General features: G+C 24.9%; 24 protein-coding genes, 3 tRNA genes and 1 pseudogene. 20 read left to right on the plus strand and 8 right to left on the minus strand.

Annotated elements, in window-relative coordinates; genetic code table 11:
• Positions 1–10 precede the first annotated feature (10 nt).
• Both U0T58_01545 and U0T58_01550 read right to left on the minus strand, forming a co-directional pair.
• Positions 11–94, minus strand: a tRNA-Leu gene (locus U0T58_01545).
• A gap of 24 nt (positions 95–118) precedes the next feature.
• Positions 119–189, minus strand: a tRNA-Cys gene (locus tag U0T58_01550).
• A 177-nt stretch (positions 190–366) separates the two neighbouring features.
• Here U0T58_01550 and U0T58_01555 point away from each other — a divergent pair.
• Positions 367–451, plus strand: a tRNA-Ser gene (locus tag U0T58_01555).
• 8 nt (positions 452–459) lie between these two features.
• Here U0T58_01555 and murJ read toward each other — a convergent pair.
• A complete protein-coding gene (gene murJ / locus U0T58_01560; GenBank protein ID XBC42092.1) occupies positions 460–2,010 on the minus strand; it encodes a murein biosynthesis integral membrane protein MurJ in 1,551 nt (516 codons plus the stop codon).
• A 188-nt stretch (positions 2,011–2,198) separates the two neighbouring features.
• On the opposite strand from murJ, the gene pyrC reads away from it, so the two are divergent.
• On the plus strand, positions 2,199–3,239 hold the full coding sequence (gene pyrC / locus U0T58_01565; GenBank protein ID XBC42093.1) for a dihydroorotase: 1,041 nt from the start codon (positions 2,199–2,201) through the stop codon (positions 3,237–3,239).
• Positions 3,240–3,243: 4 nt separating this feature from the next.
• Here the strand turns inward: pyrC and flgA are convergent, their stop codons facing one another.
• Positions 3,244–3,912, minus strand: coding sequence for a flagellar basal body P-ring formation chaperone FlgA (gene flgA, locus U0T58_01570; protein ID XBC42094.1), 669 nt, complete (start codon positions 3,910–3,912; stop codon positions 3,244–3,246).
• A gap of 221 nt (positions 3,913–4,133) precedes the next feature.
• Between flgA and flgB the strand changes: the two genes are divergently transcribed.
• From flgB to U0T58_01605, 7 genes are all read left to right on the plus strand, one after another.
• The gene (flgB, locus tag U0T58_01575) at positions 4,134–4,538 is read left to right on the plus strand and encodes a flagellar basal body rod protein FlgB (GenBank protein XBC42095.1); all 405 of its coding nucleotides are present in this window, start codon (positions 4,134–4,136) and stop codon (positions 4,536–4,538) included.
• Positions 4,539–4,541: 3 nt separating this feature from the next.
• Entirely contained in the window at positions 4,542–4,952 is a 411-nt protein-coding gene (flgC, locus tag U0T58_01580; GenBank protein XBC42096.1) for a flagellar basal body rod protein FlgC, read from the plus strand.
• A gap of 313 nt (positions 4,953–5,265) precedes the next feature.
• Positions 5,266–6,006: a flagellar hook-basal body complex protein gene (locus U0T58_01585; GenBank protein XBC42097.1), complete on the plus strand. Its 741-nt coding sequence runs from the start codon at positions 5,266–5,268 to the stop codon at positions 6,004–6,006.
• 16 nt (positions 6,007–6,022) lie between these two features.
• A complete protein-coding gene (flgG, locus tag U0T58_01590; GenBank protein ID XBC42098.1) occupies positions 6,023–6,805 on the plus strand; it encodes a flagellar basal-body rod protein FlgG in 783 nt (260 codons plus the stop codon).
• 122 nt (positions 6,806–6,927) lie between these two features.
• Positions 6,928–7,584: a flagellar basal body L-ring protein FlgH gene (locus U0T58_01595; protein ID XBC42099.1), complete on the plus strand. Its 657-nt coding sequence runs from the start codon at positions 6,928–6,930 to the stop codon at positions 7,582–7,584.
• A 106-nt stretch (positions 7,585–7,690) separates the two neighbouring features.
• A complete protein-coding gene (locus U0T58_01600; protein ID XBC42100.1) occupies positions 7,691–8,812 on the plus strand; it encodes a flagellar basal body P-ring protein FlgI in 1,122 nt (373 codons plus the stop codon).
• Positions 8,813–8,884: 72 nt separating this feature from the next.
• Positions 8,885–9,124, plus strand: coding sequence for a rod-binding protein (locus U0T58_01605; GenBank protein XBC42101.1), 240 nt, complete (start codon positions 8,885–8,887; stop codon positions 9,122–9,124).
• A gap of 396 nt (positions 9,125–9,520) precedes the next feature.
• Here the strand turns inward: U0T58_01605 and U0T58_01610 are convergent.
• Positions 9,521–10,861: pseudogene (locus U0T58_01610) on the minus strand (Rne/Rng family ribonuclease).
• A 331-nt stretch (positions 10,862–11,192) separates the two neighbouring features.
• Between U0T58_01610 and U0T58_01615 the strand changes: the two are divergent.
• The 10 genes from U0T58_01615 to U0T58_01660 all read left to right on the plus strand — a co-directional run bounded on the left by U0T58_01615 (position 11,193) and on the right by U0T58_01660 (position 19,332).
• Positions 11,193–12,155: an RluA family pseudouridine synthase gene (locus U0T58_01615; protein ID XBC42102.1), complete on the plus strand. Its 963-nt coding sequence runs from the start codon at positions 11,193–11,195 to the stop codon at positions 12,153–12,155.
• A 203-nt stretch (positions 12,156–12,358) separates the two neighbouring features.
• Positions 12,359–12,523 (plus strand): 50S ribosomal protein L32, encoded by a 165-nt coding sequence (gene rpmF / locus U0T58_01620; protein XBC42103.1) that lies wholly within the window; start codon positions 12,359–12,361, stop codon positions 12,521–12,523.
• Between the two features lie 223 nt (positions 12,524–12,746).
• A complete protein-coding gene (gene fabD, locus U0T58_01625) occupies positions 12,747–13,667 on the plus strand; it encodes an ACP S-malonyltransferase (GenBank protein ID XBC42104.1) in 921 nt (306 codons plus the stop codon).
• A gap of 19 nt (positions 13,668–13,686) precedes the next feature.
• Positions 13,687–14,421, plus strand: a complete 735-nt coding sequence (locus U0T58_01630; GenBank protein ID XBC42105.1) for a beta-ketoacyl-ACP reductase — start codon at positions 13,687–13,689, stop codon at positions 14,419–14,421.
• A gap of 108 nt (positions 14,422–14,529) precedes the next feature.
• Positions 14,530–14,766, plus strand: a complete 237-nt coding sequence (gene acpP / locus U0T58_01635; protein ID XBC42106.1) for an acyl carrier protein — start codon at positions 14,530–14,532, stop codon at positions 14,764–14,766.
• Positions 14,767–14,821: 55 nt separating this feature from the next.
• Positions 14,822–15,457 (plus strand): dTMP kinase, encoded by a 636-nt coding sequence (gene tmk / locus U0T58_01640; GenBank protein XBC42107.1) that lies wholly within the window; start codon positions 14,822–14,824, stop codon positions 15,455–15,457.
• A gap of 10 nt (positions 15,458–15,467) precedes the next feature.
• Positions 15,468–16,448, plus strand: coding sequence for a DNA polymerase III subunit delta' C-terminal domain-containing protein (locus U0T58_01645; GenBank protein XBC42108.1), 981 nt, complete (start codon positions 15,468–15,470; stop codon positions 16,446–16,448).
• 27 nt (positions 16,449–16,475) lie between these two features.
• Positions 16,476–17,267 carry a YchF/TatD family DNA exonuclease gene (locus U0T58_01650; GenBank protein ID XBC42109.1) on the plus strand — a complete coding sequence of 264 codons (792 nt, stop codon included), beginning with the start codon at positions 16,476–16,478 and terminating at the stop codon, positions 17,265–17,267.
• A 153-nt stretch (positions 17,268–17,420) separates the two neighbouring features.
• Complete coding sequence (gene ptsG / locus U0T58_01655) at positions 17,421–18,854, plus strand: PTS glucose transporter subunit IIBC (protein ID XBC42110.1); 1,434 nt, start codon at positions 17,421–17,423, stop codon at positions 18,852–18,854.
• Between the two features lie 124 nt (positions 18,855–18,978).
• On the plus strand, positions 18,979–19,332 hold the full coding sequence (locus tag U0T58_01660) for a histidine triad nucleotide-binding protein (GenBank protein XBC42111.1): 354 nt from the start codon (positions 18,979–18,981) through the stop codon (positions 19,330–19,332).
• Between the two features lie 831 nt (positions 19,333–20,163).
• Here the strand turns inward: U0T58_01660 and U0T58_01665 are convergent.
• From U0T58_01665 to pncB, 3 genes are all read right to left on the minus strand, one after another.
• On the minus strand, positions 20,164–20,331 hold the full coding sequence (locus tag U0T58_01665) for a hypothetical protein (protein ID XBC42573.1): 168 nt from the start codon (positions 20,329–20,331) through the stop codon (positions 20,164–20,166).
• A gap of 373 nt (positions 20,332–20,704) precedes the next feature.
• Positions 20,705–22,105, minus strand: a complete 1,401-nt coding sequence (gene asnS / locus U0T58_01670; GenBank protein ID XBC42112.1) for an asparagine--tRNA ligase — start codon at positions 22,103–22,105, stop codon at positions 20,705–20,707.
• Between the two features lie 48 nt (positions 22,106–22,153).
• A complete protein-coding gene (gene pncB, locus U0T58_01675) occupies positions 22,154–23,344 on the minus strand; it encodes a nicotinate phosphoribosyltransferase (protein XBC42113.1) in 1,191 nt (396 codons plus the stop codon).
• A gap of 270 nt (positions 23,345–23,614) precedes the next feature.
• Here pncB and pyrD point away from each other — a divergent pair, with 270 nt between their 5' ends.
• Complete coding sequence (gene pyrD / locus U0T58_01680; GenBank protein XBC42114.1) at positions 23,615–24,622, plus strand: quinone-dependent dihydroorotate dehydrogenase; 1,008 nt, start codon at positions 23,615–23,617, stop codon at positions 24,620–24,622.
• The last annotated feature ends 102 nt before the right edge of the window (positions 24,623–24,724 follow it).

Raw genomic sequence — 24,724 nt, forward strand, 5'->3', positions numbered from 1 at the left:
TAAATATTTATACCCAGAGCGGGAATTGAACCCGCAAAGCTATATAGCCGAGGGATTTTAAATCCCTTGTGTTTACCAATTTCACCATCTGGGCCTATGAATTCATGATAAAAAATAAAGGCGCATCCCGGAATTGAACCGGGCTAAACGGATTTGCAATCCGCTACATAACCGATCTGTCAACGCGCCATACAATCAAATTTTACCAATATTAATTGAAAATTACAAGCATTTTGACATTAATTAAAATAATTTGAATATAAACGTTTTTTAAAAACAAATTATAAATTAATAAAAAAAAGAATTTCTTTAAAAATTATAATAAATATTATATACTACTAATTTGAAACAAATATCCTATGTATGGGAGGAATGGCCGAGTGGTTTAAGGCAGCGGTCTTGAAAACCGCCGATGAGAAATCATCCGAGAGTTCGAATCCCTCTTCCTCCAAAACGTTTTTAAAATTTATTTTTTTTTGATATAACAAATAAAAAATGATGCACACGAAATCCTAACAAAAACAATGACATTAAATAGCTACATCCAGATAAAAAACAAATAGATATCAATTGAAATAATCTAAATGGAACTGTTCCTGTATTCCAACTAGTAAAAACATTTAAATTTAAATATAAAGTAGAAACCATAACTATAACAGAAACAAAAATTTTTATTAAAAATATTAACCACCCAGACTGGAGAAAAAAATATTTTTTTTTAAATAATATCCAATATAATAGTAACAAATTAAACCAAGCGGCAATACTAGTTGACAATGCAAAACTGTTATGTTTAAAGTTAGGTAAAAAAATGATATTCATAAATTGTGTTATTATCAACACGAAAATGGAAATTATTGTAGGACTTGTAAAATCATTGTCTGAATAAAATGCAGGCAACAAAACTTTTATCAAAACTAACGGAATTAATCCTATTGAATAAAATACTAAAATGTTTTTTGTCATAGTAACATCGAAAATTGAAAAATGTCCATACTTAAACAATACAGTTATTATTGCATTTGATAAAATAGCTAAAGCAAAAGAACTTGGAATAGCCACTAAACATCCAATTTTAAGTGCCCAATTTAATATTTTAGAATTCTCTTGCTCTCTAGTATTACCTTTTCCATTAGATAGTACAGGTAAAAGTATCGTTCCTAAAGATACCCCGACAATTCCAGAAATAAACTCTACTAATCTATCAGCATAATAGATCCAAGATATAGAACCAGAGATCAAAAACGAAGAAAAAATAGTGTTTATGACTACCGAAATTTGATTAATTGACATTCCAATAATAATTATACCAATCTTTTTAAAATTTTTTAAAAATCTAATATTATAAATATTAAATTTTGGTAGTACAAAAATATTTATTTTTTTCAAAACTGGAATTTGATAAATTAATTGAATGAATCCACCTAATAAAACTGCCCAAGCTAAAGAAAAAATAGGAATCTTGAAATATGGAGAAACAAACGTTATGAATACAATCATATTTATATTGAATAAAACAGAAGAGCAAGCAGGTATAAAAAAATAATTCCAAGTATTAAGAATAGATCCAATAAATGAACTCAAAGAAATAAAAAATATATAAGGAAAAATTATTTCAATTAATTTTATTGTCAAATAAAATTCATATGAATTTTTACTCAAACCAGGAGCAATTACCGAAATTATTCTTGATGAAAAATATACTCCTAAAATTATAAAAATACTTAAAAAAAAAGTTATATATCCTAATACATTAGAAATGAGTTCTTTTATGAATTTAGTATTACAAGTATTTTTATATTCTGATAAAACAGGAATAAATATTTTAGAGAATAAACCTTCTGCAAAAATTCTACGAAACAAATTTGGAATTTTAAAAGATAAAAAAAAAGCATCTGTTAATCCTGATGCTCCAAAAACATATGCAATAAGTGCATCTCTTATAAATCCTAATACTCTAGAAAAAAAGGTTATAGCACTTAATGATATCAATGATTTTAAAATGCTCATAATACTACCTTTTTCATTATTTACTACTTAATTTAAGAGTTATTAGTAGATTCTAAATATTATTTTAACTTATTAAAATATTTAAAAAATTTTAGATTTTCTAAAAATTAATCGATATAATTTCTATAAAGTACACAATTATTTCATAAAATAACTACAATAAAAATTATGACATAACGGATAATCATATGATTAAATTAAAACAATTCACTATAAAGAAACCTGATGATTGGCATGTTCACTTCAGAAGTGGAGAAATATTAAAAAAAGTAATAAAGTATACTAGTAATTTTTACCAAAGAGCTATCATTATGCCCAATTTAAAAATTCCTATTACCACCATAAATTCTGGTAAAAATTATAAAAAAAGCATTTTAAACGCATTAGAAAAAGATTCTACTTTTCAACCATTAATTACATGTTATCTAACTGAAAATACTAATCCTAATGATATTGAATATGCTTTTTATAATAAAATTTTTTTTGCTGCTAAATTGTATCCTCAAAATAGTACTAGTTATTCTCAGAACGGAATTAAAAAATTAAAATCTATTACTCCTGTTTTAGAACGCATGCAAAAAATAGGAATGCCATTATTAATTCATGGAGAAGTAACTGATGAAAACGTTGATATATTTGATAGAGAAAAAGTTTTTATTGACAAAATTTTGATTAAACTACAAAAATGCTTTCCAAAATTAAAAATTGTTTTAGAACATATTAGCACTAAAGAAGCAGTTGATTATATAAAATCTATTAACGACAACGTAGGAGCAACAATTACGCCACATCATTTAATGTACAATAGAAATAATATGTTGTCAAATGGCATTCGACCGCATCTATATTGTCTTCCAATACTAAAAGATAAAACACATCAAAACGCTCTTAAACAAGTAATATCAAGTGGACATAAAAAATTCTTTTTAGGCACTGATAGTGCACCTCATTATTCCCACTATAAAGAAAACAGTTGTGGATCAGCTGGGATTTTTAATTCATTATCAGCATTATTAATATATGTAGAAATATTTGAAGAAATGAATGCTTTAAATCATTTTGAATCTTTTTGTTCAAAAAATGGTGCTTCGTTCTATTCACTTCCTGAAAATACAAATACTATCACATTTATTCGAAAAACATGGAAAATACCTAATAGCATTTTAATCGGAAAAAAAAGTATTATACCATTTTTAGCTGGAAGAACAATAAAATGGGCAATAAAATAAAACGTTATTTATTGACAATAACATTATTGTGACTATTTGCTATTCCTAATATTACCTTTCCATTATCTAGTTTTACTTTGACTGGCTTATTCTTAAATGCATGATTCATTGCTTGTCCTTCAGACATAATAATGAATCCTAAACCTCTAATAGTAACTGAAACTTTTTGATTAGCTGTAATTAACCATGTGGGCTGCGATGAATGTTTAGTTGCTAATGTACATTTTTTTTTAGAATTTTTTAAATTGGTTAAATATAACGATTGTTGTTTTTTAAAAGGTGTGTTCAACAAGATATGATCTAAATATCCATATTTAATAGAAATGTTTTGATCAGTTATTTTTTGTCCTTTGTTAATATTTCTAGAAGCTACTATGTATTCTCCTCGAATTCGGACTTTAACTTGAATAAATTGGTGCATATGACCACATACGACTTTAATATTAATTAATTCTGATGATTTAAACGTATTCAAAGGGATAAATTTAGGGAAAGAACATGCGGACCATTTTTTAGAAGGAAGATAATTATATAAAATAATATCCATATTGTTAGAATAAATAGGATTATTTTTTTTTATAAAATTAATAAGATATTCTGGTAAAGTATCAGCTTGTATTTGAAAAACAACCAAAAATAATAAACATAATACAATACATACTTTTAAAATCATACACTTTTCCGTTATAATAGTAACGTTTAAAATAATTTTGACTATGTGTTTTATTGGAATATTATAATTTTGTGCTCATAAAATGAAACAACAAAACACTATTGCAATATAAATCAATTGCTGAACTAAAACGTGCAAAATTATTTGATATAAATAAAAAGTTTTAAAAATTGTAAAATAAACAATAAAATGTAATTTTAATTAAGTGTGTGGAAAACAAAATGTTAAATAAATTAAATCAAGAATTTTATTTTAACGAATGTGCATTAAACTTACGTTCATATCGACAAGAACTATTAGCTTCTAACATTGCAAATAACGATACATTGCATCATCAACCACTAGATTTTAATTTTTCAAAAACTTTAGAGATGATCACTAAAAGAAAAAATTTTAAATCGCAATGCGAATTAAAATTAACATCTGGAAAACATATTTCTAATCTAAACAGTACAAAATACAATAATTACGATAAAATCATAAAAAGTCATCTTGTTACTAACAACAAAGAAAAAAACATAAATATCGAAAAATTAAAGTTTATAAATAATAGTTTACTATATCAAATAGACATTGCTTTTATCAACAATAAATTTAAAAATATTATGAACGTATTAAAAGGATAATTTATGTCTTTATTAAGAATATTAGATATTGCAAATTCAGCAATAACTGTACAATCTCAAAAAATGAACGTACATGCAAACAATCTAGCTAACATCGATAGTTTAGTGAATAGACATGGAAAATTATATCCATATATAGCAAAAAAAGTTATTTTAAAGTTTGATACCTCTCGTAATACTGGGTATGGAGGAGTAAAAATACAAGATATAGTAGAAGATACTACTCCATTAAAAACAATATATGACCCAAACAACCCAATTTCTGACTCTAAAGGGTTTGCTAAAATTTCTAATGTTAATTTGATTACTGAGATGGTGAGTGCTATTGCAACATCTAGAAGTTATCAAGCTAATTTAGAAATATTAAATACAGCGAAATCTATGATTATGAAAACATTAACAATTGGGCAATAAAATTATAGTTTTAAAATTATAACTTGTTTCCACGTTTCGAAAAATGATAAGCTAATTATTTAAAATCATTAGATATATTGTATTATCATATATAATTTTAAAAACAACGTTTGAGACATTACAATAAATTTATATAATAGTTATGAAATTTCATAGTTATTAATTATAATGTTTTCAAATATACAATAAACTGTAATATTTGTTAACGGTATATATTTCTTAATTCAGAATGAAGCATAAATTTTAAATATTGTGTGTCTCTTATCATATGTAAAACAAAGAACATATTTCAAAATACTAGAAGAAAAAATTTATGGAATGGTCAATATACACTGCTATGACTTCTGCTAAAAAAATACTAGAAAACCAAGAAATATTAGCAAACAATTTAGCTAACATTTCAACAACAGGATTTAAATCAAAATTACGCTCTTATACAGTATTATCAGAAGATATGAACACAGAAAAACATTATGATTTATATAGTAAAAAATATGATTTAACTCAAGGATCATTTCATAACACTATGCAATCTTTAGACATCGCTGTTATAAATCAAGATGGGTGGATTACAGTACAGACTGACAATGGCGATATAGCTTACACTAAAAATGGACATTTAAACATCAATTCAAAAAGACAATTAACTAGTCAAAACAACATAGTTGCGGGACAAAATGGACCTATAGTTATACCATACAATGCTGATATTAAAATATTGTCTAACGGAACAATAAAAATTGTACAAGATAATAAAACATCTAATCAAAAGTTAGAAAAAATAAAATTAGCAAAAATTGACGCCAAATATTTAACATATGGAGGAAATGGGTTGTATTTCATCAACAATGATAGTAAATATAATCTACAAGTTAAAGATAATCCAAATGTAAAAATATTATCTCAAACATTAGAAGATAGTAATGTAAATTCTTCTGAAAACATAATCAATATTATTTCTGATGCCAGAAAGTTTGATATGCAAATGAAAATTTTAAATAGATTAGACGAAAACATACAACTTATTAACAAATCTTTAAATATTAATAACTAAAAAGGAAATATTTTGTATGATACCATCTTTATGGATCGCAAAAACTGGATTAGATGCACAACAAATTAATATGAATGTTATTTCTAATAATTTAGCTAATATAAGTACTAATGGATTTAAACGTTCTAGAGCTATTTTTGAAGATTTAATTTATCATATAACACGACAACCTGGATCAAACTCATTTGGAGATACAACTTTATCTTCTGGTTTACAAATAGGAACAGGAGTAAGACCTGTATCTACAGAAAGAATCCATAATCAAGGAAACTTATCCAAAACTGATTCTGATAAAGACATTGCTATAAACGGAAATGGATTTTTTCAAGTACAACTTCCAGATGGAGGATTCGCATATACTCGAGACGGATCCTTTCAAATAGATCAAACAGGACAATTAGTGACCAATAGTGGTTTTCCTGTGCAACCAATAATGACTCTTCCACCTAATAGTATTAACATGCAAGTAGGAAGAGATGGAACAGTTACTGTTATCACTCAAGATCAATCTCAACCAGTGCTAATTGGACAATTACATCTCGTAAATTTTATCAATAACTCTGGATTATCCAATTTAGGAGAAAATTTGTATCGAGAAACGGGAGCTTCTGGAAATCCTATTATTACAACACCTGGATTAAATGGAACAGGATTGTTGTATCAAGGATATACAGAAACTTCTAATGTGAATATTGCAGAAGAACTAGTAAACATGATACAAACACAACGTGCTTATGAAATTAATAGTAAAGTGATCACTACAGCTGATCAAATGTTACAAAAATTGTCTCAATTGTAGTATATAATTTAAATATATTACTAAAAACGTTTGTTTAATTTCAACTACTAAGGATTAATATTTTCGTGACTACATTGTTCAATTCCAAAATTAGATGTTACTTAATTTTTATACTTTGTATAATGCTTAACGGTTGTGTTTTAAATACACAAACTATTTTTAACAAAAACAAATCGAAACCTTCTAATTCATCTTCAATATGGCAAAACTCGAGTAATTATTTAGATTATCAAGAGTATCAGCAAGAAGATATTAACAATCGTCATGTCGAACCGTTATTTGAAGACTACAAACCTCATAACATAGGAGACACTCTAACCGTAATTTTACAAGAAAATATTAGCGCAAGTAATAACTCATCTAATAATTTAGTTCATAATGGTAAATCTAATCTTGGAATAACGTTTGGAGGCAATCATGCAAAAAACAACTATGACAATAGAGCTGGATTACACAGTTTTTTCGATAATGATTTTACTGGAAAAGAAAGCTCTTTTGCAAATAACACATTTGTAGGATTGATTACAGTAACAGTTTGTGATGTTTTACCTAATGGAAATTTAGTAGTTTCAGGAAAAAAAAATATTTCTATTAATAAAGAAGGAGAAAAAATATATTTTTCTGGAATAGTTAATCCTCGTACTATTTCTAAAAACAATTCTGTAATTTCCACTCAAATAGCTGACGCTCACATTGAATACATCAGTGATGGATTTATTAATAAGGGACTTAACGTTGGGTGGTTTCAACGCTTATTTTTAAGTATTTTATCTTTTTAAAAATAATAACAAAGAAAGTAACAAAACATTTTTATACAATTGTTTGAAATATTAATATATATTACAAAATACCTAATCATTGATATAAATAATGTAAGGAAGCTATATGTTAAAAAAATTTTTATTAAAATGTATTTTTATAACGTTTTTTTTAATTAGTTTAGATATTCATGCAGAAAAAATAAGAGATCTAATAACTATTCAAGGAACTCGTGAAAATCAACTAATAGGATATGGTTTAATTGCAGGCTTAAACGGGACTGGAGACGATACCAATTATATTCCATATACCGTTCATGCTCTTAAAAACATGTTAGCTCAATTGGGAATTGGATTTTCTGCAGAAAAAAATATGCAATTAAAAAATATTGCAGCAGTAATAGTAACTGCTAAATATCCAAGTTTTATCCATGTAGGACAAAAAATAGATGTAATTGTCTCTTCCATTGGAAACGCAAAGAGCCTAAAAGGAGGAACATTATTGATGACTCCTTTAAGAAGCACTGATAATAAGATATATGCAGTTGCTCAAGGTAATGTTACAGTAAACGAAGAGTATTATCCTAAAAATACATTTGAGAAAACTGTAGAATATCAATATAACAGTGGGAAAATACTCGATGGAGCAATAATAGAAAAAGAAATTAACACTAATTTTGGAACAAAAAAGATCATTACTTTACAACTTAATAATGAAGACTTCACCATGGTTCAAAAGATAAGTGATTTAATTAATATTAAGTACCCTCATTCCGCTATCGCACTCAATGCTAGAACAATACAATTATACGCTCCAATAGATAGCACGGTTCAAGTTCGTATGTTATCTGCAATTCAAAACATTCATATCGATTTACCTGTCCAAGATGCAAAAGTAGTTATTAATACTAAAACAGGAGATATTGTCATGAATCGTGAAGTAAAAATAAATTCATGCGCAATAGCGCACGGAAATATATCTATGACGATTAACGAATCAAATAATGAACAACAGTATTTCAACAATTCTGTACTGAATATGAAGATTAATGATTTAAAAGAAAGAAATCATATCCTGAACGAAAATCATAACAATAATGATGAACTAAAATATATAAATAGAGTTATACATCTCAGTAATATAGTTCACGCGTTAAATTCCCTTGGAATCAAACCAGTAGAACTAATATCAATGTTGCAAGCCATGCATGACGCAGGATGTTTACACGCTAAATTAGAGGTTATATAACTAATGAACAACGATTTTTATTTTCTTATTAATTCAAATTTCTATTTTGATAATAATAAGAAATCAACGCAAATGCAAAATAAATATAATACTAATAACCATATGACAGTAGCACAACAAGTAGAAGGATTATTTTTTTATATGATGCTAAAAAGCATGAGAAATAGTTTTCCAAGAAATACCTTAATTGAGAATAATCAAGAACGTATATATGAAGATATATACGATCAATTTATTACTCAAAAAATTAGTGAAAAAGGATTAGGATTAGCAAAAATGATTGAAAAACAAATACAAGAGACAAAAAAATAACATTAACTTAACATATTATCTAAAACATCATTAGAAAATTCAATGTTCTATTATTAAAATGTTTTAATAGTATAATACTAAAGAAACATATTAAGATCAAAATGACATATTTAGTTAGATTTTTTCTTTAAATCTTAATTTTTTAATAAGATTAATTATATTGTTTTATTAATTAAAATAAATATTTTATATCTTCCATGATAAAGATTAAAATTCATACAACTAGGACAATAACGTTACATTAGTGCTAAATTTTAACAAATATATGTAAATATATAATATAAAATGTTAGATCATTTCTATTCATTTTATTGTAAATAGTTATAACAGTTTTATGGAATATTATAATATTTCAATAATATTTTAATACTTTCATTATTTAAAAAAATAGTGAAAAATTTCCAGAGGAATAATAGTATAAAGCTTTAAACATATTTTCCATAAATATTTTTTCTTTGATTAAATGTAAAATAGATCGAGAAAAAATTTTATTATCTTTAATTGTTCCACACCCATCACATTGTGGACAAATATAGTGACTAAATTTATTAATAGATGAACTAAGACGTTGCCTAGACATTTCTAGTAAACCAAATTTAGAGATGTTCCCCATCTTAACGCGTGCACGATCCTTCTTAACAACACTTCGTAAGTGATTTATAACTAAATTGCGATGACTAGGAGTAGTCATATCAATAAAATCAATTACAATTAATCCCCCTAAATCTCTCAATCGTAGTTGACGAGAAATTTCATCTGCAGCTTCTAAATTTGTATTAAGTGCAGTTTCTTCTATATCTAAACCTTTTGTAGAGTGAGATGAATTTATATCAATAGCAGTTAATGCTTCCACAACATCGATTATAATAGAACCACCAGACGGTAATTTTACTTTACGCTGAAATACAGAATCAATTTGAGACTCTATCTGATAATAGCTAAATATAGAATCTTTTCCAGTATACAACTTAATTTTATGTTTAAAATCAAATCGTCCTAATAAAAGCATATATTGATATATAAAGCGCAATATTATTGCATTGTCTACTAAAATTTCATCAATATCTTGATGAAGATGATCTCGTAAAGATCGAATAATAATATTACTTTCTTGATGAATTAAACATGGTGCAGAACTAATTTTAGCTATTTTCTTAATTTTATTCCAACGTCTTAATTGAAGATTTAAGTCCCATTGTAATATCTCTATTGATTTTCCTATTCCAGCTGTTCTAACAATTAATCCCATATTACTAGGAAATTTCAATAAAAATAATAACTGTTTTAAATATGTTCTATGTTCTCCTTCAATTTTTCTAGATATTCCTCTAATTCCTGGACTATTCGGCATAAGTACTAGATAACTACCAGCCAAACTTATAAAAGTTGTTAATGAAGCACCTTTGTCTCTTATTTCTTCTTTATATATTTGAACAATACACTCTTGTCCTATTTTTAAGATATCCCTAATATTAGAATGAACCTTATTAATACTATTATCTGAAAAATATTTGTTAGTAACTTCCTTCGATGGTAAAAAACCATGCTTACACGATCCATAATCAACAAACGCTGCTTCTAAACTTGGTTCAATACGAATAACTATCCCTTTATAAATGTTTGACTTTTTTTTTTGTAATTTAAACATTCAATATCCAAATTATATAATCTTTGACCGTCTACAAGAGCAACACGGAGCTCTTCTATTGAAGTAGCATTAATTAACATTCTTTTCATTATAATTTATCTCGTTTATACATTAACAAAAAGTAAATATATTTAATATTTATATAATGATAATTTAAAATTATTTTGATACATAAACACAAAAATTTTTGTTATTTCTTTATGAACTATTATTCACATATTTTATATGTGAAATATTTATTTCAAACCAGTAAATGTATATTTATTTTCTAATGTAATATATGATGATACATTGTATTGCAATAAATACACATTTCAAAACATTATAATTACAACTTATCTCTAAATTAAAAAAATATTTTAATTAATATTATTGTAATATTTATAAAATTTATTTATTTTATAATACATAGGATAATCAATGGTAACTAAAATTTTACCTTTATCATATACATATATTACGAAAAAAAATGCAGAACAAAGAATAGATAATTTTTTAAACAACAAATTTAAACAATTACCTAAAAACAAAATTTATAAAATGTTAAGAACAGGGCAAATAAGAATAAATAAAAAACGCATCAAACCTAAATATAAATTACAAATAGGAGACTACATAAAAATTCCTCCTATTACAAATATATGTATAGAAAAAAAGAACACAACTGCAAATAAAAAGCTGTTGTCTTTAATTTCTAATAATATCTTATATGAAGATAATTATCTACTAATACTAAACAAACCATCTGGTATAGCAGTACATAGCGGAAGCGGAATTAACTATGGAATTATAGAGTGTCTTAGAATACTGTATCATGAAAATACATATCTTGATTTAGTTCATAGATTAGATAGATGGACATCAGGTGCTTTAATAATAGCTAAAAAACGTTCTACATTATGTGAATTACATAAACAACTTAGAGAACAAAAAATTAAAAAAAAATATTTAGCTTTAGTACATGGGTGTTGGCCTAAAAACTTAAAATATGTTACTGCTCCTTTATTAAAGATCCAATCAAATAATGATCACATTGTTAAAATAAATAATAACTATGGAAAATTTTCAAAAACTTGTTTTAAAATAAAAAAAAGATATACTAATAATACTTTAATGTCAATCACTCCAATTACTGGAAGAACTCATCAAATTCGAGTACATGCTCAATACGTTAATCATCCAATTGTTTTAGACAAAAAATATGGTAAAATCAATTTGGATAATATAATTAAAAACAATTGTTCTTCCAGAAGATTATTGTTACATGCTAGTTCTATTAGTTTTTTTCATCCAAAAAAACAAGAATTTATTGATATCATAGCACCAATAGATAAAGAATTTAAAAAAACATTAAATAATTTTTCAAAAAATTATGCTGTTTAAAACTAAGTTATTATTTTAGAGCATAATATTTATACATAATTTTAATTCATTTTTAGTTCTTCTGCTAAGATATTTATTTTCACACTAATTTCACATATAAAATTTCAATTTTTATATAAAACATTTATCAATAAATATTAATGTCTTTAATTATATATATTAAACATTTGTTATAAAATATTTCAAATAACAGGAAAATATAAATGGCAGTACAAAAAAACAAACCAACCCGTTCTAAAAGAGGAATGCGAAGATCACATGATTATTTACGAATTCCATTGTTATCTATAGACAAAACATCGGGAGAAATGCACGTTAGACATCACATTACTAAAAAAAAATATTATAAAGGTATAAAAGTATTTTAAATTGTAAATCACATTTATATATTAAATAATAATGCTATTAATAAAGTAGCATTATTACGTAACATTGTTTATTATTTAAACATATAAATTATTAATTATTACTACAATGCACTTGATTAAAACATATATTTTTAATTAAAAACATTGACTTATTCGTAGAACATAAATTTAAAATATACAATTTTAAATATTAACTTTTAAAACAATTCTAGAAGAAAAATTAATGCGTTTATATTCTATATTATTTCCTGGGCAAGAACCACAAAACGTACATGCATTATATTTACTAATAAAACAATATCGTATTATAAAAAGAACTTTTGAAGAATCTTCTGAATATATTAGATATGATTTAAACAAGTTAATAAAAAATAATTTACAAAGAAAAATAAATAAAAGTAAATATAACAAATTCATTGCACTAACATCATCTATTGCCATATATAGATTATGGAAACACAAAACCAAAATAAATCCACATATATTAGCAGGACATAGCTTAGGAGAATATTCTGCATTAATATGTTCGGAATCTTTAGCATTTCAAGATGCTATAAAATTAATTGTTTTTCGTGATAAATTCATGAGAGAATCTATGGAAAATAAACTAGGAGCTATGCATGTAATAATAGGATTAAAACAATCTGATATTGAAAAAATTTTAAAAGATTTGAAAAATATAAAAACAGTTTCAATAGCTTGTATCAATACTCAACATCAAATCGTTATATCCGGGGAAAAATACGCAGTGCACAAAGTTAGTACTGCTTGCAAAAAACTTGGTGCTAAAAAAATATTCCATCTTTCTATATATCCTCCTTCTCATTGTATATTAATGAAAAGCGCTGCAAAAAAGTTTTCTATGATATTAAACGAAACATCATTCCAAAAACCAATATTTCCAGTAGTAAACAACGTTGATACAAAATGCGAAATTTCTGCATCAGCTATCCGCAGCGCACTAACTAGACAACTATACAATCCAGTAAAATGGATTAATACTATTATATATTTAGCTAATCAAAATATATCTATGTTTGTTGAAACTGGATTAAATAATACTTTAACTAATCTTAATAAATTTATTGTTGCAATTCCGTCAATTTCATTTAATAATCAAATAAACTCTCTTAAAAACTTTTAAAATAATTGTCTTAAAATCAATGATGAGATTAAAAAAAATAGCATTAGTAACAGGAGCTAGTCATGGTATAGGAAGAGGAATTGCTGAAAAATTAATGCAAAAAGGAATTGTAGTCATTGGCACTTCTACATCTGAAATTGGAAAGAAAATAATTAATAATTATTTAAAAAATAATGGTACTAGCTTCGTTTTAAATACCATGCATACTAGTTCAATAAAGAAAACTATACAAAGTATCTATAAAGAGTTTAAATACATTGATATACTAATAAACAACATAGGAATCGTAAAAGATAAGCTATTAATTAATATGACGCATGAAGAATGGAATGACGTCTTAAATGTTAATTTGAATTCTATCTTTCATATATCACAACCTATTATTAAAAACATGATAAAAAGAAGACAAGGAAAAATTGTTACGATAGGTTCTGTTATAGGACATACTGGAAACTTCGGGCAAACTAACTATTCTACTTCTAAATCTGGATTGATAGGTTTTCATAAATCTGTAGCATTAGAAGTTGCATCTAGAGGAATTTGCGTAAATATGGTAGCACCAGGTTTTATTGAAACTAATATGACAAAAAATTTAACAAAACGTCAAAAAGAAAAATATTTAATAAAAATTCCTATAAAACGGTTTGGAACTATTGATGAAATATCTGAAACTGTTCTGTTCTTAGTATCTAATCGTAGCAATTATATTACTGGTCAAGTCATACACGTAAATGGAGGGATGTATATGCCCTGAATTTTAAAAATAAAATTTTTAAAACAATATGTACTATTGTATTCTATTTTAAATATTTCTAAATATTGTCTCGTTAAAACTTTTAACAAATAATTATAAAGAGTTCATATGAATCGTATAGAAAAACAAGTAAAAAATATTATTGCAAAACAATTAGGTTTGATGAAAGAAGAAATTAAAAATACCTCTTCCTTATCTGAAGATCTCGGTGCAGATTCATTAGATAACGTTGAATTAGTTATGATTCTAGAAGATAAATTTAATATTGAAATTCAAGATGAAGAAGCAGAAACATTTAATACGGTACAAACAATTATTGACTTCATAAAAAGTAAAATCTTATAAAACTATTAAATTTATTTTAAATTATTAAACAAATTTTGATTAGAGATCGTTATAAATGTTAAATAGTAAATTTATAGTAGTTGAAGGAATAGAAGGATCTGGAAAAACTACCATATGCCATTTTATAAAACAATTATTATTTAAATATGGAATTTCTAATACAAAAAGTTTAAGAGAACCTGGTAGCACACCATTATCCGAAAAAATAAGATTTTTAATTAAGAACTCTGTCAATAAAGAACATATTCATAACGAAACTGAGTTATTATTAGTTTACGCAGCTAGAATACAATTAGTACGATCAATAATTCAGCCAGAGCTAAAAAAAGGGACCTGGATAATTAATGATAGACATACGTTATCTTCGCTAGCTTACCAAGGAGGAGGAAGAAACATTGAAAAAAATAAAATATTATTGTTACAATTACTTTTTCTAAAAAACTTAAATCCTGATATAACATTCTATTTAGATGTTGAACCCATTGTTGGACTTAAAAGAATACAAAAAAGAAAGAACTTAGATCGCATAGAAAAAAACACACTAAAATTTTTTATAAAAGTAAGAAATACATACTTAGAATATGTTAAAAAAAATTCTAAAATTATTAAAATTAATGCTAATTACAACTTAGATACAGTGAAAAAAGATTGTAAACTCAAATTCTTATCCTGGTTTAAAAAAATCATATGAATTTACATCCATGGCTAATTACTTATTACCACAATATTATTCATCATTTAAAAAAAAAAATAATCGCTCTATTATATTAACAACATATAAAGGTATAGGAACTATTTTATTAATAAAAATTATTGGATGCTGGTTATTATGTTCAAATAAAGACAAAAATATTTTTTATTGTAAACAATGTAAAAGTTGTCAATTGATGAACTCAAAAAACCATCCCGATTGGTATAATGTGCAATTATTATCAAATAGAAATGTAATAGGTATTGACATTATAAGATGGTTATGTAATCAAATGTTGAAAACTTCTAAAAGAAATGGAAACAAAGTTGTATATTTTTCCGACATATCACGATTAACAGAACACAGTATGAATGCTTTATTAAAAATTCTTGAAGAACCTCCTAAAAATACATATTTTTTATTCATAAATTATTTTTCTTTATCACTATTACCTACATTACGTAGTCGTTGTATACTATATACTATTTCAACTCCATTAGAAAAAACTAGTATTCATTGGTTAAAAGAAAAAAATTCCAATATAAAAGAAAATACTTTCAAAACTGCATTGCGCATTAATCAAGGATCACCTATTTTTGCTAAAACATTTCTTTACACACCATTATGGAAGGAACGACATACATTTTTATATCATCTAAAACGTTCTATAGTAGATAAAAATTTTTTATGTATGTTGGATAATTTTAATTTAGGGAACATAGAAAAAAAAATTTTTTGGTTATGTACATTGCTATTTGATGCAATAAAAATGCAACACAATGACATAAAAAATTTAATTAATTTAGACAAAAAGAACATAATAATATTTTTTAAAAAAAAATATTCTTTTTTTGCGCTCGACAATAGCCTTAGATCGTGGATGTACTGTAATTTTAAAATAGCCAACAATATATATGGAATTAACACAGAACTATTGTTAATCGAACAACTATTAAGATGGGAAAACATTCTAAAATTACGTATGTATTAAATACATTTCCTTATTAGAGAAAATACTATGTTTTTTGTAGACTCACATTGCCATATTGATCTTTTAAATTATCATAATATACATTTAGGGATAGAAGATGTATTAGAAAAATCTATTAAAAATAATATTAAATTATTATTAACAGTATCAACGTCCATTAACAATTTTAACTATATAAAAAGTTTTATAAAAAATAATAAACGTGTATTGTTATCATGCGGCATTCATCCATTACATCTCAAAGAAGATCAAGATGGAATAAAAAAATTGCACAGCATTGTGCAAGATAAACGCGTGATTTCTATAGGAGAAACTGGATTGGATTATTATCATGGAATGGATAATAATATTGCTCAACAATTGTCATTTAGAAAACATATTTATCTCGCAAACAAGTTTAATAAACCATTATTGGTACATACCAGATGTGCAATAAATGATACAATTAAAATTTTGAAAGAAGAACAAGCAGAAAAATGTATAGGAGTAATTCATTCTTGTACTGAAGATATTCATGCTGTAAGAAAATTATTAAACATGGGATTCTACATTTCTTTTTCTGGAATAATAACATTTAAAAATTCTGATCACATACGAAAGGTAGCACAATTTGTCCCTTTAGATAAAATATTATTGGAAACTGATTCTCCATATTTAGCACCAATTCCACATAGAGGAAAAGAAAATCAACCTGCTTTTTTATATAACACAGCATTAGTTGTTTCTAAATTAAAGAAAATAGATATTGAGATACTAGCAGATAGTACTACAAAAAACTTTTTCAAACTGTTTCATTTAGAATGGCCTTGTTTATACTAATCTTGAATACATAACAATTATGTAACGAAATTGTATCAGTATATTATTACTTCCTTGTTTGTTTTCTAAAAATCAATATTCACATATAGAAATAATAAAATAAAATATTTTGCAAATGTTTTATTTTATATATCTAATAGGAATTCAAAATATATGTTTAAAAATGCGTTTTCAAATTTGCAAAAAGTAGGAAAATCGTTGATGTTGCCAGTTTCTGTGCTTCCTATCGCTGGAATATTGCTTGGAATTGGTTCTGCAAATTTTCGTATTATTCCAGACGTTGTTTCACATATTATGTCTGGAGCAGGAGGATCAATATTCTCTAATATGCCTTTAATTTTTGCTATTGGAATAGCATTAGGTTTTACCAAAAATGATGGAGTATCAGCTTTAGCAGCAGTAATTACTTACGGTATTATGACACAAACATTTTCGTCTATGATTTTATTTGTTTCAAAAAATACGATTTTAGAAATGCATAAAAAAAATTTATTAGACACTGGAATATTAGGAGGAATTATAGCAGGTTCTATTTCTGCATATATGTTTAATAAATTTTACCGTATTCAGCTCCCAGATTATTTAGGATTTTTTTCTGGAAAACGATTTATTCCAATTGTTTCAGGTTTATCAGCAATTATAGTTGGTTTAATTTTATCGTTTATATGGCCCCCTATAGGAAATATAATAAAAATATTTTCTGAATGGGCAGCATATCAAAATCCTATACTAGCTTTTGGAATGTACGGTACAGTAGAACGTGCTTTAGTTCCTTTTGGACTACACCACATATGGAATGTACCTTTTCAAATGCAAATAGGAGAATATAGCAATTCGATAGGACAAACTTTTCATGGAGATATTGCTAGATATATGGCAGGCGATATCACAGCTGGAAAATTATCCGGAGGTTTTATATTTAAAATGTATGGTCTTCCTGCTGCAGCATTAGCAATATGGCGTTGCTCTCATAAAGAAAATAGAACAAAGATAGGAGGAATTATGATTTCTGGAGCATTAACTTCTTTTTTAACTGGAATTACTGAACCAATTGAATTTTCATTTATATTAGTTGCTCCTATACTGTATATAATTCATGCTATTTTAGCTGGTTTAGCTTTTCCTATTTGTATTTTATTAAATATGAGATCAGGAACTAGTTTCTCTCACGGATTAATTGACTTTGTAATACTTAGTGGAAATAGCAATAATTTATGGTTGTTTCCTATTGTTGGATTATCATATGGTTTATTTTATTATATTATTTTTTATCTAACTATAAAAAAATTAAATTTACCAACACCAGGAAGAGAAAATATCAAGACTATATTGTTATACAAAAACATAAAAGATATGGTTCTTCCTATTATTTCCGCTTTAGGAGGAAAAAATAATATTACTGCTTTAGATGCTTGTATTACACGACTACGCGTTACAGTCGTTAACACATCACAAATAAACGTACAAAATCTTAAAGATCTTGGAGCTTCTGGTGTAATTATTTCAGGATCGGGGGTACAAGTTATTTTTGGCACTAAATCCGATAATATTAAGACAGAAATAGATAATTATATTTTATGTAACTAAACATATTTAAAATAAAAATAAGTAAAAAGTATAAATTTACTTTTATTCTTAACAAAATTAAGAACAATTTTTAAATAAATGAGTATAATATTAAATAATAATTTATAACTAAAGGTATGTTATTTTGAATAAAACAAATACTTTTGAAAAAATAATAAATGGTAGTACTACTACATCAAAAATAATTTATAAAGATAAAGATGTAACTGCTTTTTACGATATTCACCCGATAGCACCAATACATATATTAATTGTTTCAAACAAATTAATTAAATCTATCAATGACATTGATAAAAAAAATAAATATATACTAGGACACATGCTATATGTAGCTGTTATATTAGCTAAAAAAGTTAAAATTAATAATAGTGGATATCGATTAATTATTAATTGCAATGAACACGGAGGACAGGAAATCTTTCATTTACATGTGCATTTATTAGGAGGAAAAAATTTAGGTAAAATGTTATGCAAATAAAATCATACTGTAATGATCAACTTTAAGTTTAATTTTATTAAATGAAAAAGGAACTTTTTTGAAAAGAACTTCGTACATATTAATATTAATGTCTATATTTCTATTTACTCATTGTAGCTTTTTGTCTAAAGATCATTTTTTAGAAAATAGAAGTCATAAAACATTTTTTTTAAAAAAAAATGTATTGATTGATTTTAAAAGCTTAGAAAATGTTTTTAGAAATAATTTATTAAATAAAATAAAAACTATTAATGTGTCATTCAAAGATAATTTTTTGTTTATAAACGACATTAAAAATAACACTGTTTACGAAATACATACACAAAAAATAAAAAATATAATTATTAATTTTTTTAATCAAAAGAACATGTGTTTCAATATAGTTAAAAAAAAAATATAGTAAAAGCAAAAAAAGATTTACAAATTTCTTCTAAAGACATACTCATTAATAGAAATAAAGCACTACTTTTAGCCAAAAAAATGAACGTAAATTATTTGATATATAGTATAATTCACAAAAAGTTTAAACAATTATATCTTCAATTACAAATAATTCTAGTAAATTCTAAAGAGATTCTATTAGAATTTGATATATTAATAGGAAATATTGAAAATTAAACTATACTTAAAATTTGAATACAATAATATTAATGTTTATCTTAAAACATTATAACAATATTATAATATTACAAAATGTATGCTAAAAAATTTTGTACTAAAATTTAAGTATTCTTATTCGATGCACAACTTTTCTACTTATACTATGCAATTATTATAGAATACAAAGTGATAATTTAACTAACACTTATAGGCAACATAAAAACTATTGTTTTATTTCATTACACGAGCAAAATGTTTTAGTAAAATAGGAATATCTTGATAAATGGGAAATGCTACTTTATTTAGCAAACATAATAGTTCATTATTTTCTTTATCATAAATAAGTTTACCGAAACAAATAGGACATGCTAGAATCTCAATAAATATCTTGTTTATCATATTATAAATTATTTCCTAAAACGATATCTTTAAGTATACTATTTTAAAAAATATTGTTTTGATATATTTTAAAACTAAACAAAGTTATAAATGTCATCAGTATAAATTCTTATAAAAATATTATTAATTATTTTTAGTTATCAAACGTATAAAAAATTATTATAACATTAAACGCGATTTAAAATTTCAATTTAAACGTTTAGAATCACAACTTAAATTAAATAAGATATATTTTATAAAAAATTATAAAATACTAATATATATTCATGAATATAACTTTAATTATAAAAAAATAATAATCAACATTTTACATTAAATTTTTAATACTCCCTAATATCTATACATAACCTAAGATTCAAATATAATAAGTATATCAAATATTAACATTGTTTACAGTTCTAGGAAAAGGAGATACATCTTTTACGTTCTTAATTCCTATTATGTAAGATAAAAAACGTTCAAAACCCAATCCAAATCCTGCATGAGGAACAGTGCCATATTTACGAAGATCTCTATACCACCAATAATCCTTTTTGTGTAATCCAAATTCTAATAATCGTTCATCTAACATATCAAGTTGTTCTTCTCTCTCAGATCCACCTAAAATTTCACCAATATTAGGAACTAACAAATCTATTGCTGCTACAGTATTACTATTTTCATTTAATTTCATATAAAATGCTTTAAGAGATCTAGGATAATTTTTAATTATAGTTGGAAAATTAAAATACTTATCCACCAAATATTTTTCATGTTCCGATGAAAAGTCCATTTCCAAAGATATTGATTTAGAAGGAAATTTATTTGATTTCTTTAAAATATCTATAGCTTCTTTATGTTCTATTTCAACAAATTTATTCTTTACACATTTTTCTAACCGAGAAATAATATTTACATCTAAAGTTTTTTTAAAAAAATCAATGTCTATTGAACATTTTTCTAAAATAGAACTAATTACGTGTTTTAACATATTTTCAGACAATACAATTAAATCCTTAAGTTTAAAAAAAGCAGCTTCTACTTCCAACATCCAAAATTCAGCGAGATGTCTACTAGTATTAGAATTTTCTGCCCTAAATATTGGACCAAAAGAGTAGACTTTCGATAATGCACATGCATATGCTTCTAAATTCAATTGACCAGAAACACTTAAAAAGCTTTCTTTTCCAAAAAAATCTTTTTTAAAGTTCACTTGAGAAAAAGTATTTTTAGGAATATTGGAAAAATCTAATGTAGATACTTTAAACATTTCTCCTCCTCCTTCAGAATTTAGTCCTGTAATAATAGGCGTTGCAATCCAGTAATATCCTTGATTATACAAAAACTGATGCAAAGCGTGAAATGCACAATTTCTAATTCTAGATATGGCTCCAATAAAATTAGTCCTTGGTCTTAAATGAGAATATTGTCTTAAGTGCTCAATAGTATGCTTTTTAGATGACATCGGATAACTTTCAGGACATTTCACCCATCCGATAATTTGTATGCTTTTTGCATTAACTTCGTACAATTGATTTTTTCTTAGTGATTTTGTTAATATTCCATTAATAACAATAGAACAACCAACTGTTAATTTCACAATTTCTTGGTAATAATTAGATAAAGAGCAATGAACTACGATTTGAATCGTATAAAAACAAGAACCGTCATACAAGTCAATAAAAGAAACACCAGATTTTGAACTTCTTTTATTTCTTACCCATCCTTTTATACTAATACACTCATTTGTATGTATTTTATTAAAAATAATATCAGATACAGAAACTATGTCCATAAAATTATATTCCTCAAAAATGTTTAAAATAATCTAAAAAATACCCTTTTACTGTAAGTCGAAAGCTTTTTTTAAATCTTGCATAAACGATCTATCTAAGCAAACTATTTTTTCTAAACTATCTGAAATTTTAGCTACTGGTTTACCATTACATTCTATTAGTTTAATGACAATATTCAGAGGATTTACGTTAGGAATATCACAAGTTAATTTTGTTCCTATACCAAAGATTGTATTTATTTTGTCATTAAAATAATAAAATAAACGCACTATTTTTTTAAAATTTAAATTATCTGAAAATAACAATGTTTTTTTCAAAGGATTGATTCCAAGAGATTTGTAATGATTAATAGCTTTTTCTCCCCATACAAATGGGTCACCAGAATCATGTCTTAATCCTTGATAGCGATTAGCTAAATTAAAATTAAAATCCCTTAAAAAAGAATCCATAGAAATGCAATCTGTAAGAGCAATTCCTAATTGTTTTTTATATTGAAGTAACCACGTTCTTAATGCCATTTTTTGACTATTTTTCAAATTAGAACTAATTTGCTGATGTGCTTGAAACCATTCATGAGATTGAGTTCCTACTGGATCAATTCCAAAAGTTTTAGAAATATGATAATTACTAGATCCAACCAACCATGGAAAATTATTTTTTAAAAATTTAATAACAGAAAAATGAACATTATAAGAGAACCTTCTTCGTGTTCCAAAATCTATTATTTTTAATTTAGATACATCTAAATTTTTAGTAATTTTATAAAAATTAGTAATTTTTTTTCTTAAATAATTTAAAGCAATTTGTGAAGTAATGTTTGGTGATTCGTATTTATGCACAATTTCACTAATTAACGATAATAGCGGAACTTCCCATAATATTACTTCTTTCCATAATCCATGTATTCGAATACACAATTTTCCATTTTTATTAAATACACGCACTTGTGAAGCATTGTACCTAAAATCTTTTAACCACAACAAATATTCTTTTCTAAAAAAAGGGAGAGAAGACATATACATATATTCTTCATTAGTAAGATATAAATTAGTAGTCATCATTTCAATTTGATTTATTAGTATCTCAGAATAGTTTCCAAAAAAATTAGTTCCTCGACATATAAATTCTGCAGACACAGTAACATCGTTGTAATAAAAAAAAACAGCTTGTTGCATATGAAATTTGTAAGCATCAGTGTCTAAAAAAGTTTTTAATATTGGATAGTCATATTTTTTCATATTGTGTTTTATATATACAAGTTTTTATTAACGAACGTTATAAGACATTTTATAATATATTAGTACTTATATATACTACATTCATATTTGTTTTAAAATACAAATTACAAGTAAATTATTTATCTATAAAGAACATAAAATTTTATAACTATATATTTACGTATTATAATATTTGTTACATTATATAAAATTAAATGTAAAAAATAACATCATACAGTATAATTTTAAAACAATTTATTAAAACATACATATAAATTTAGGTATTTTACATTGTATAAATTAATTCGTAATATATTGTTTCAACTTGAACCAGAAACATCACATGCATTAGTATTAAATTATTTAAAATTAAAAACATATTTTAATATAAAAAACATAAATTCTAATAAACATTTATATAAACCTGTAAAGTTAATGGGGTTACATTTTAGAAACATATTAGGATTAGCAGCAGGATTAGATAAAAACGGAACATATATTGATAGTTTTGCAAAAATGGGGTTTGGATTTATAGAAATTGGAACTGTTACTCCAAAACCACAAAATGGAAATAATACACCAAGATTATTTAGAATAACTCCTGCTAATGCATTTATAAATCGTATGGGCTTTAATAATTATGGAATAGATCAAATTGCTTTAAACCTAAAGAAAGTCATATTTAAAGGAATTATAGGAGTTAACATAGGAAAAAATAAACATACACCTATTGAAAAAGGAGTTATAGATTATATTTATTGTATGAAAAGAATTTATCATCTTTCTAGTTATATTGCTATAAACATATCCTCTCCAAATACAAAAAAATTGAGAGAACTGCAATATGGAAAATTGTTTGAAAAATTATTAATTGGAGTTAAACATACACAAGAAAAATTAAGTAAAATATATAAAAAACATGTTCCTATTGCAATAAAAATTTCACCTGATTTATCAGAGCAAGAAATAATTAATATTTCTAATAATTTAATTAAATATGACATAGAAGCAGTAATTGCAACAAATACTACATTAGACTTTTCTTTAATCAAAGGACTAAAACATAGTACTGAACTAGGTGGGCTAAGCGGTCAACCTCTGCAGTCTAAAAGTACTAATATAATTAAAATACTTAATAAAACGCTAAAAAACAAAGTTGTTGTTATTGGAGTAGGTGGAATAGATTCATTAATTTCAGCTAAAGAAAAAATAAATTCAGGGGCACACCTACTTCAGTTGTACTCTTCATTAATATATCAAGGACCAAAAATTGTAAAAGATATTATAAAATATTTATAAATAAATTTATTTAAAACATTTTTAATCGATTGAAATTCAAAAAGATATAAAATATTATGCTAAAATATCTAATTCATGTTAAATATAATTAATTACTTAAAC

The sequence above is a fragment of the Buchnera aphidicola (Meitanaphis elongallis) genome, from assembly GCA_039830015.1.
In the GTDB taxonomy this organism is placed as follows: domain Bacteria; phylum Pseudomonadota; class Gammaproteobacteria; order Enterobacterales; family Enterobacteriaceae; genus Buchnera_B; species Buchnera_B aphidicola_AU.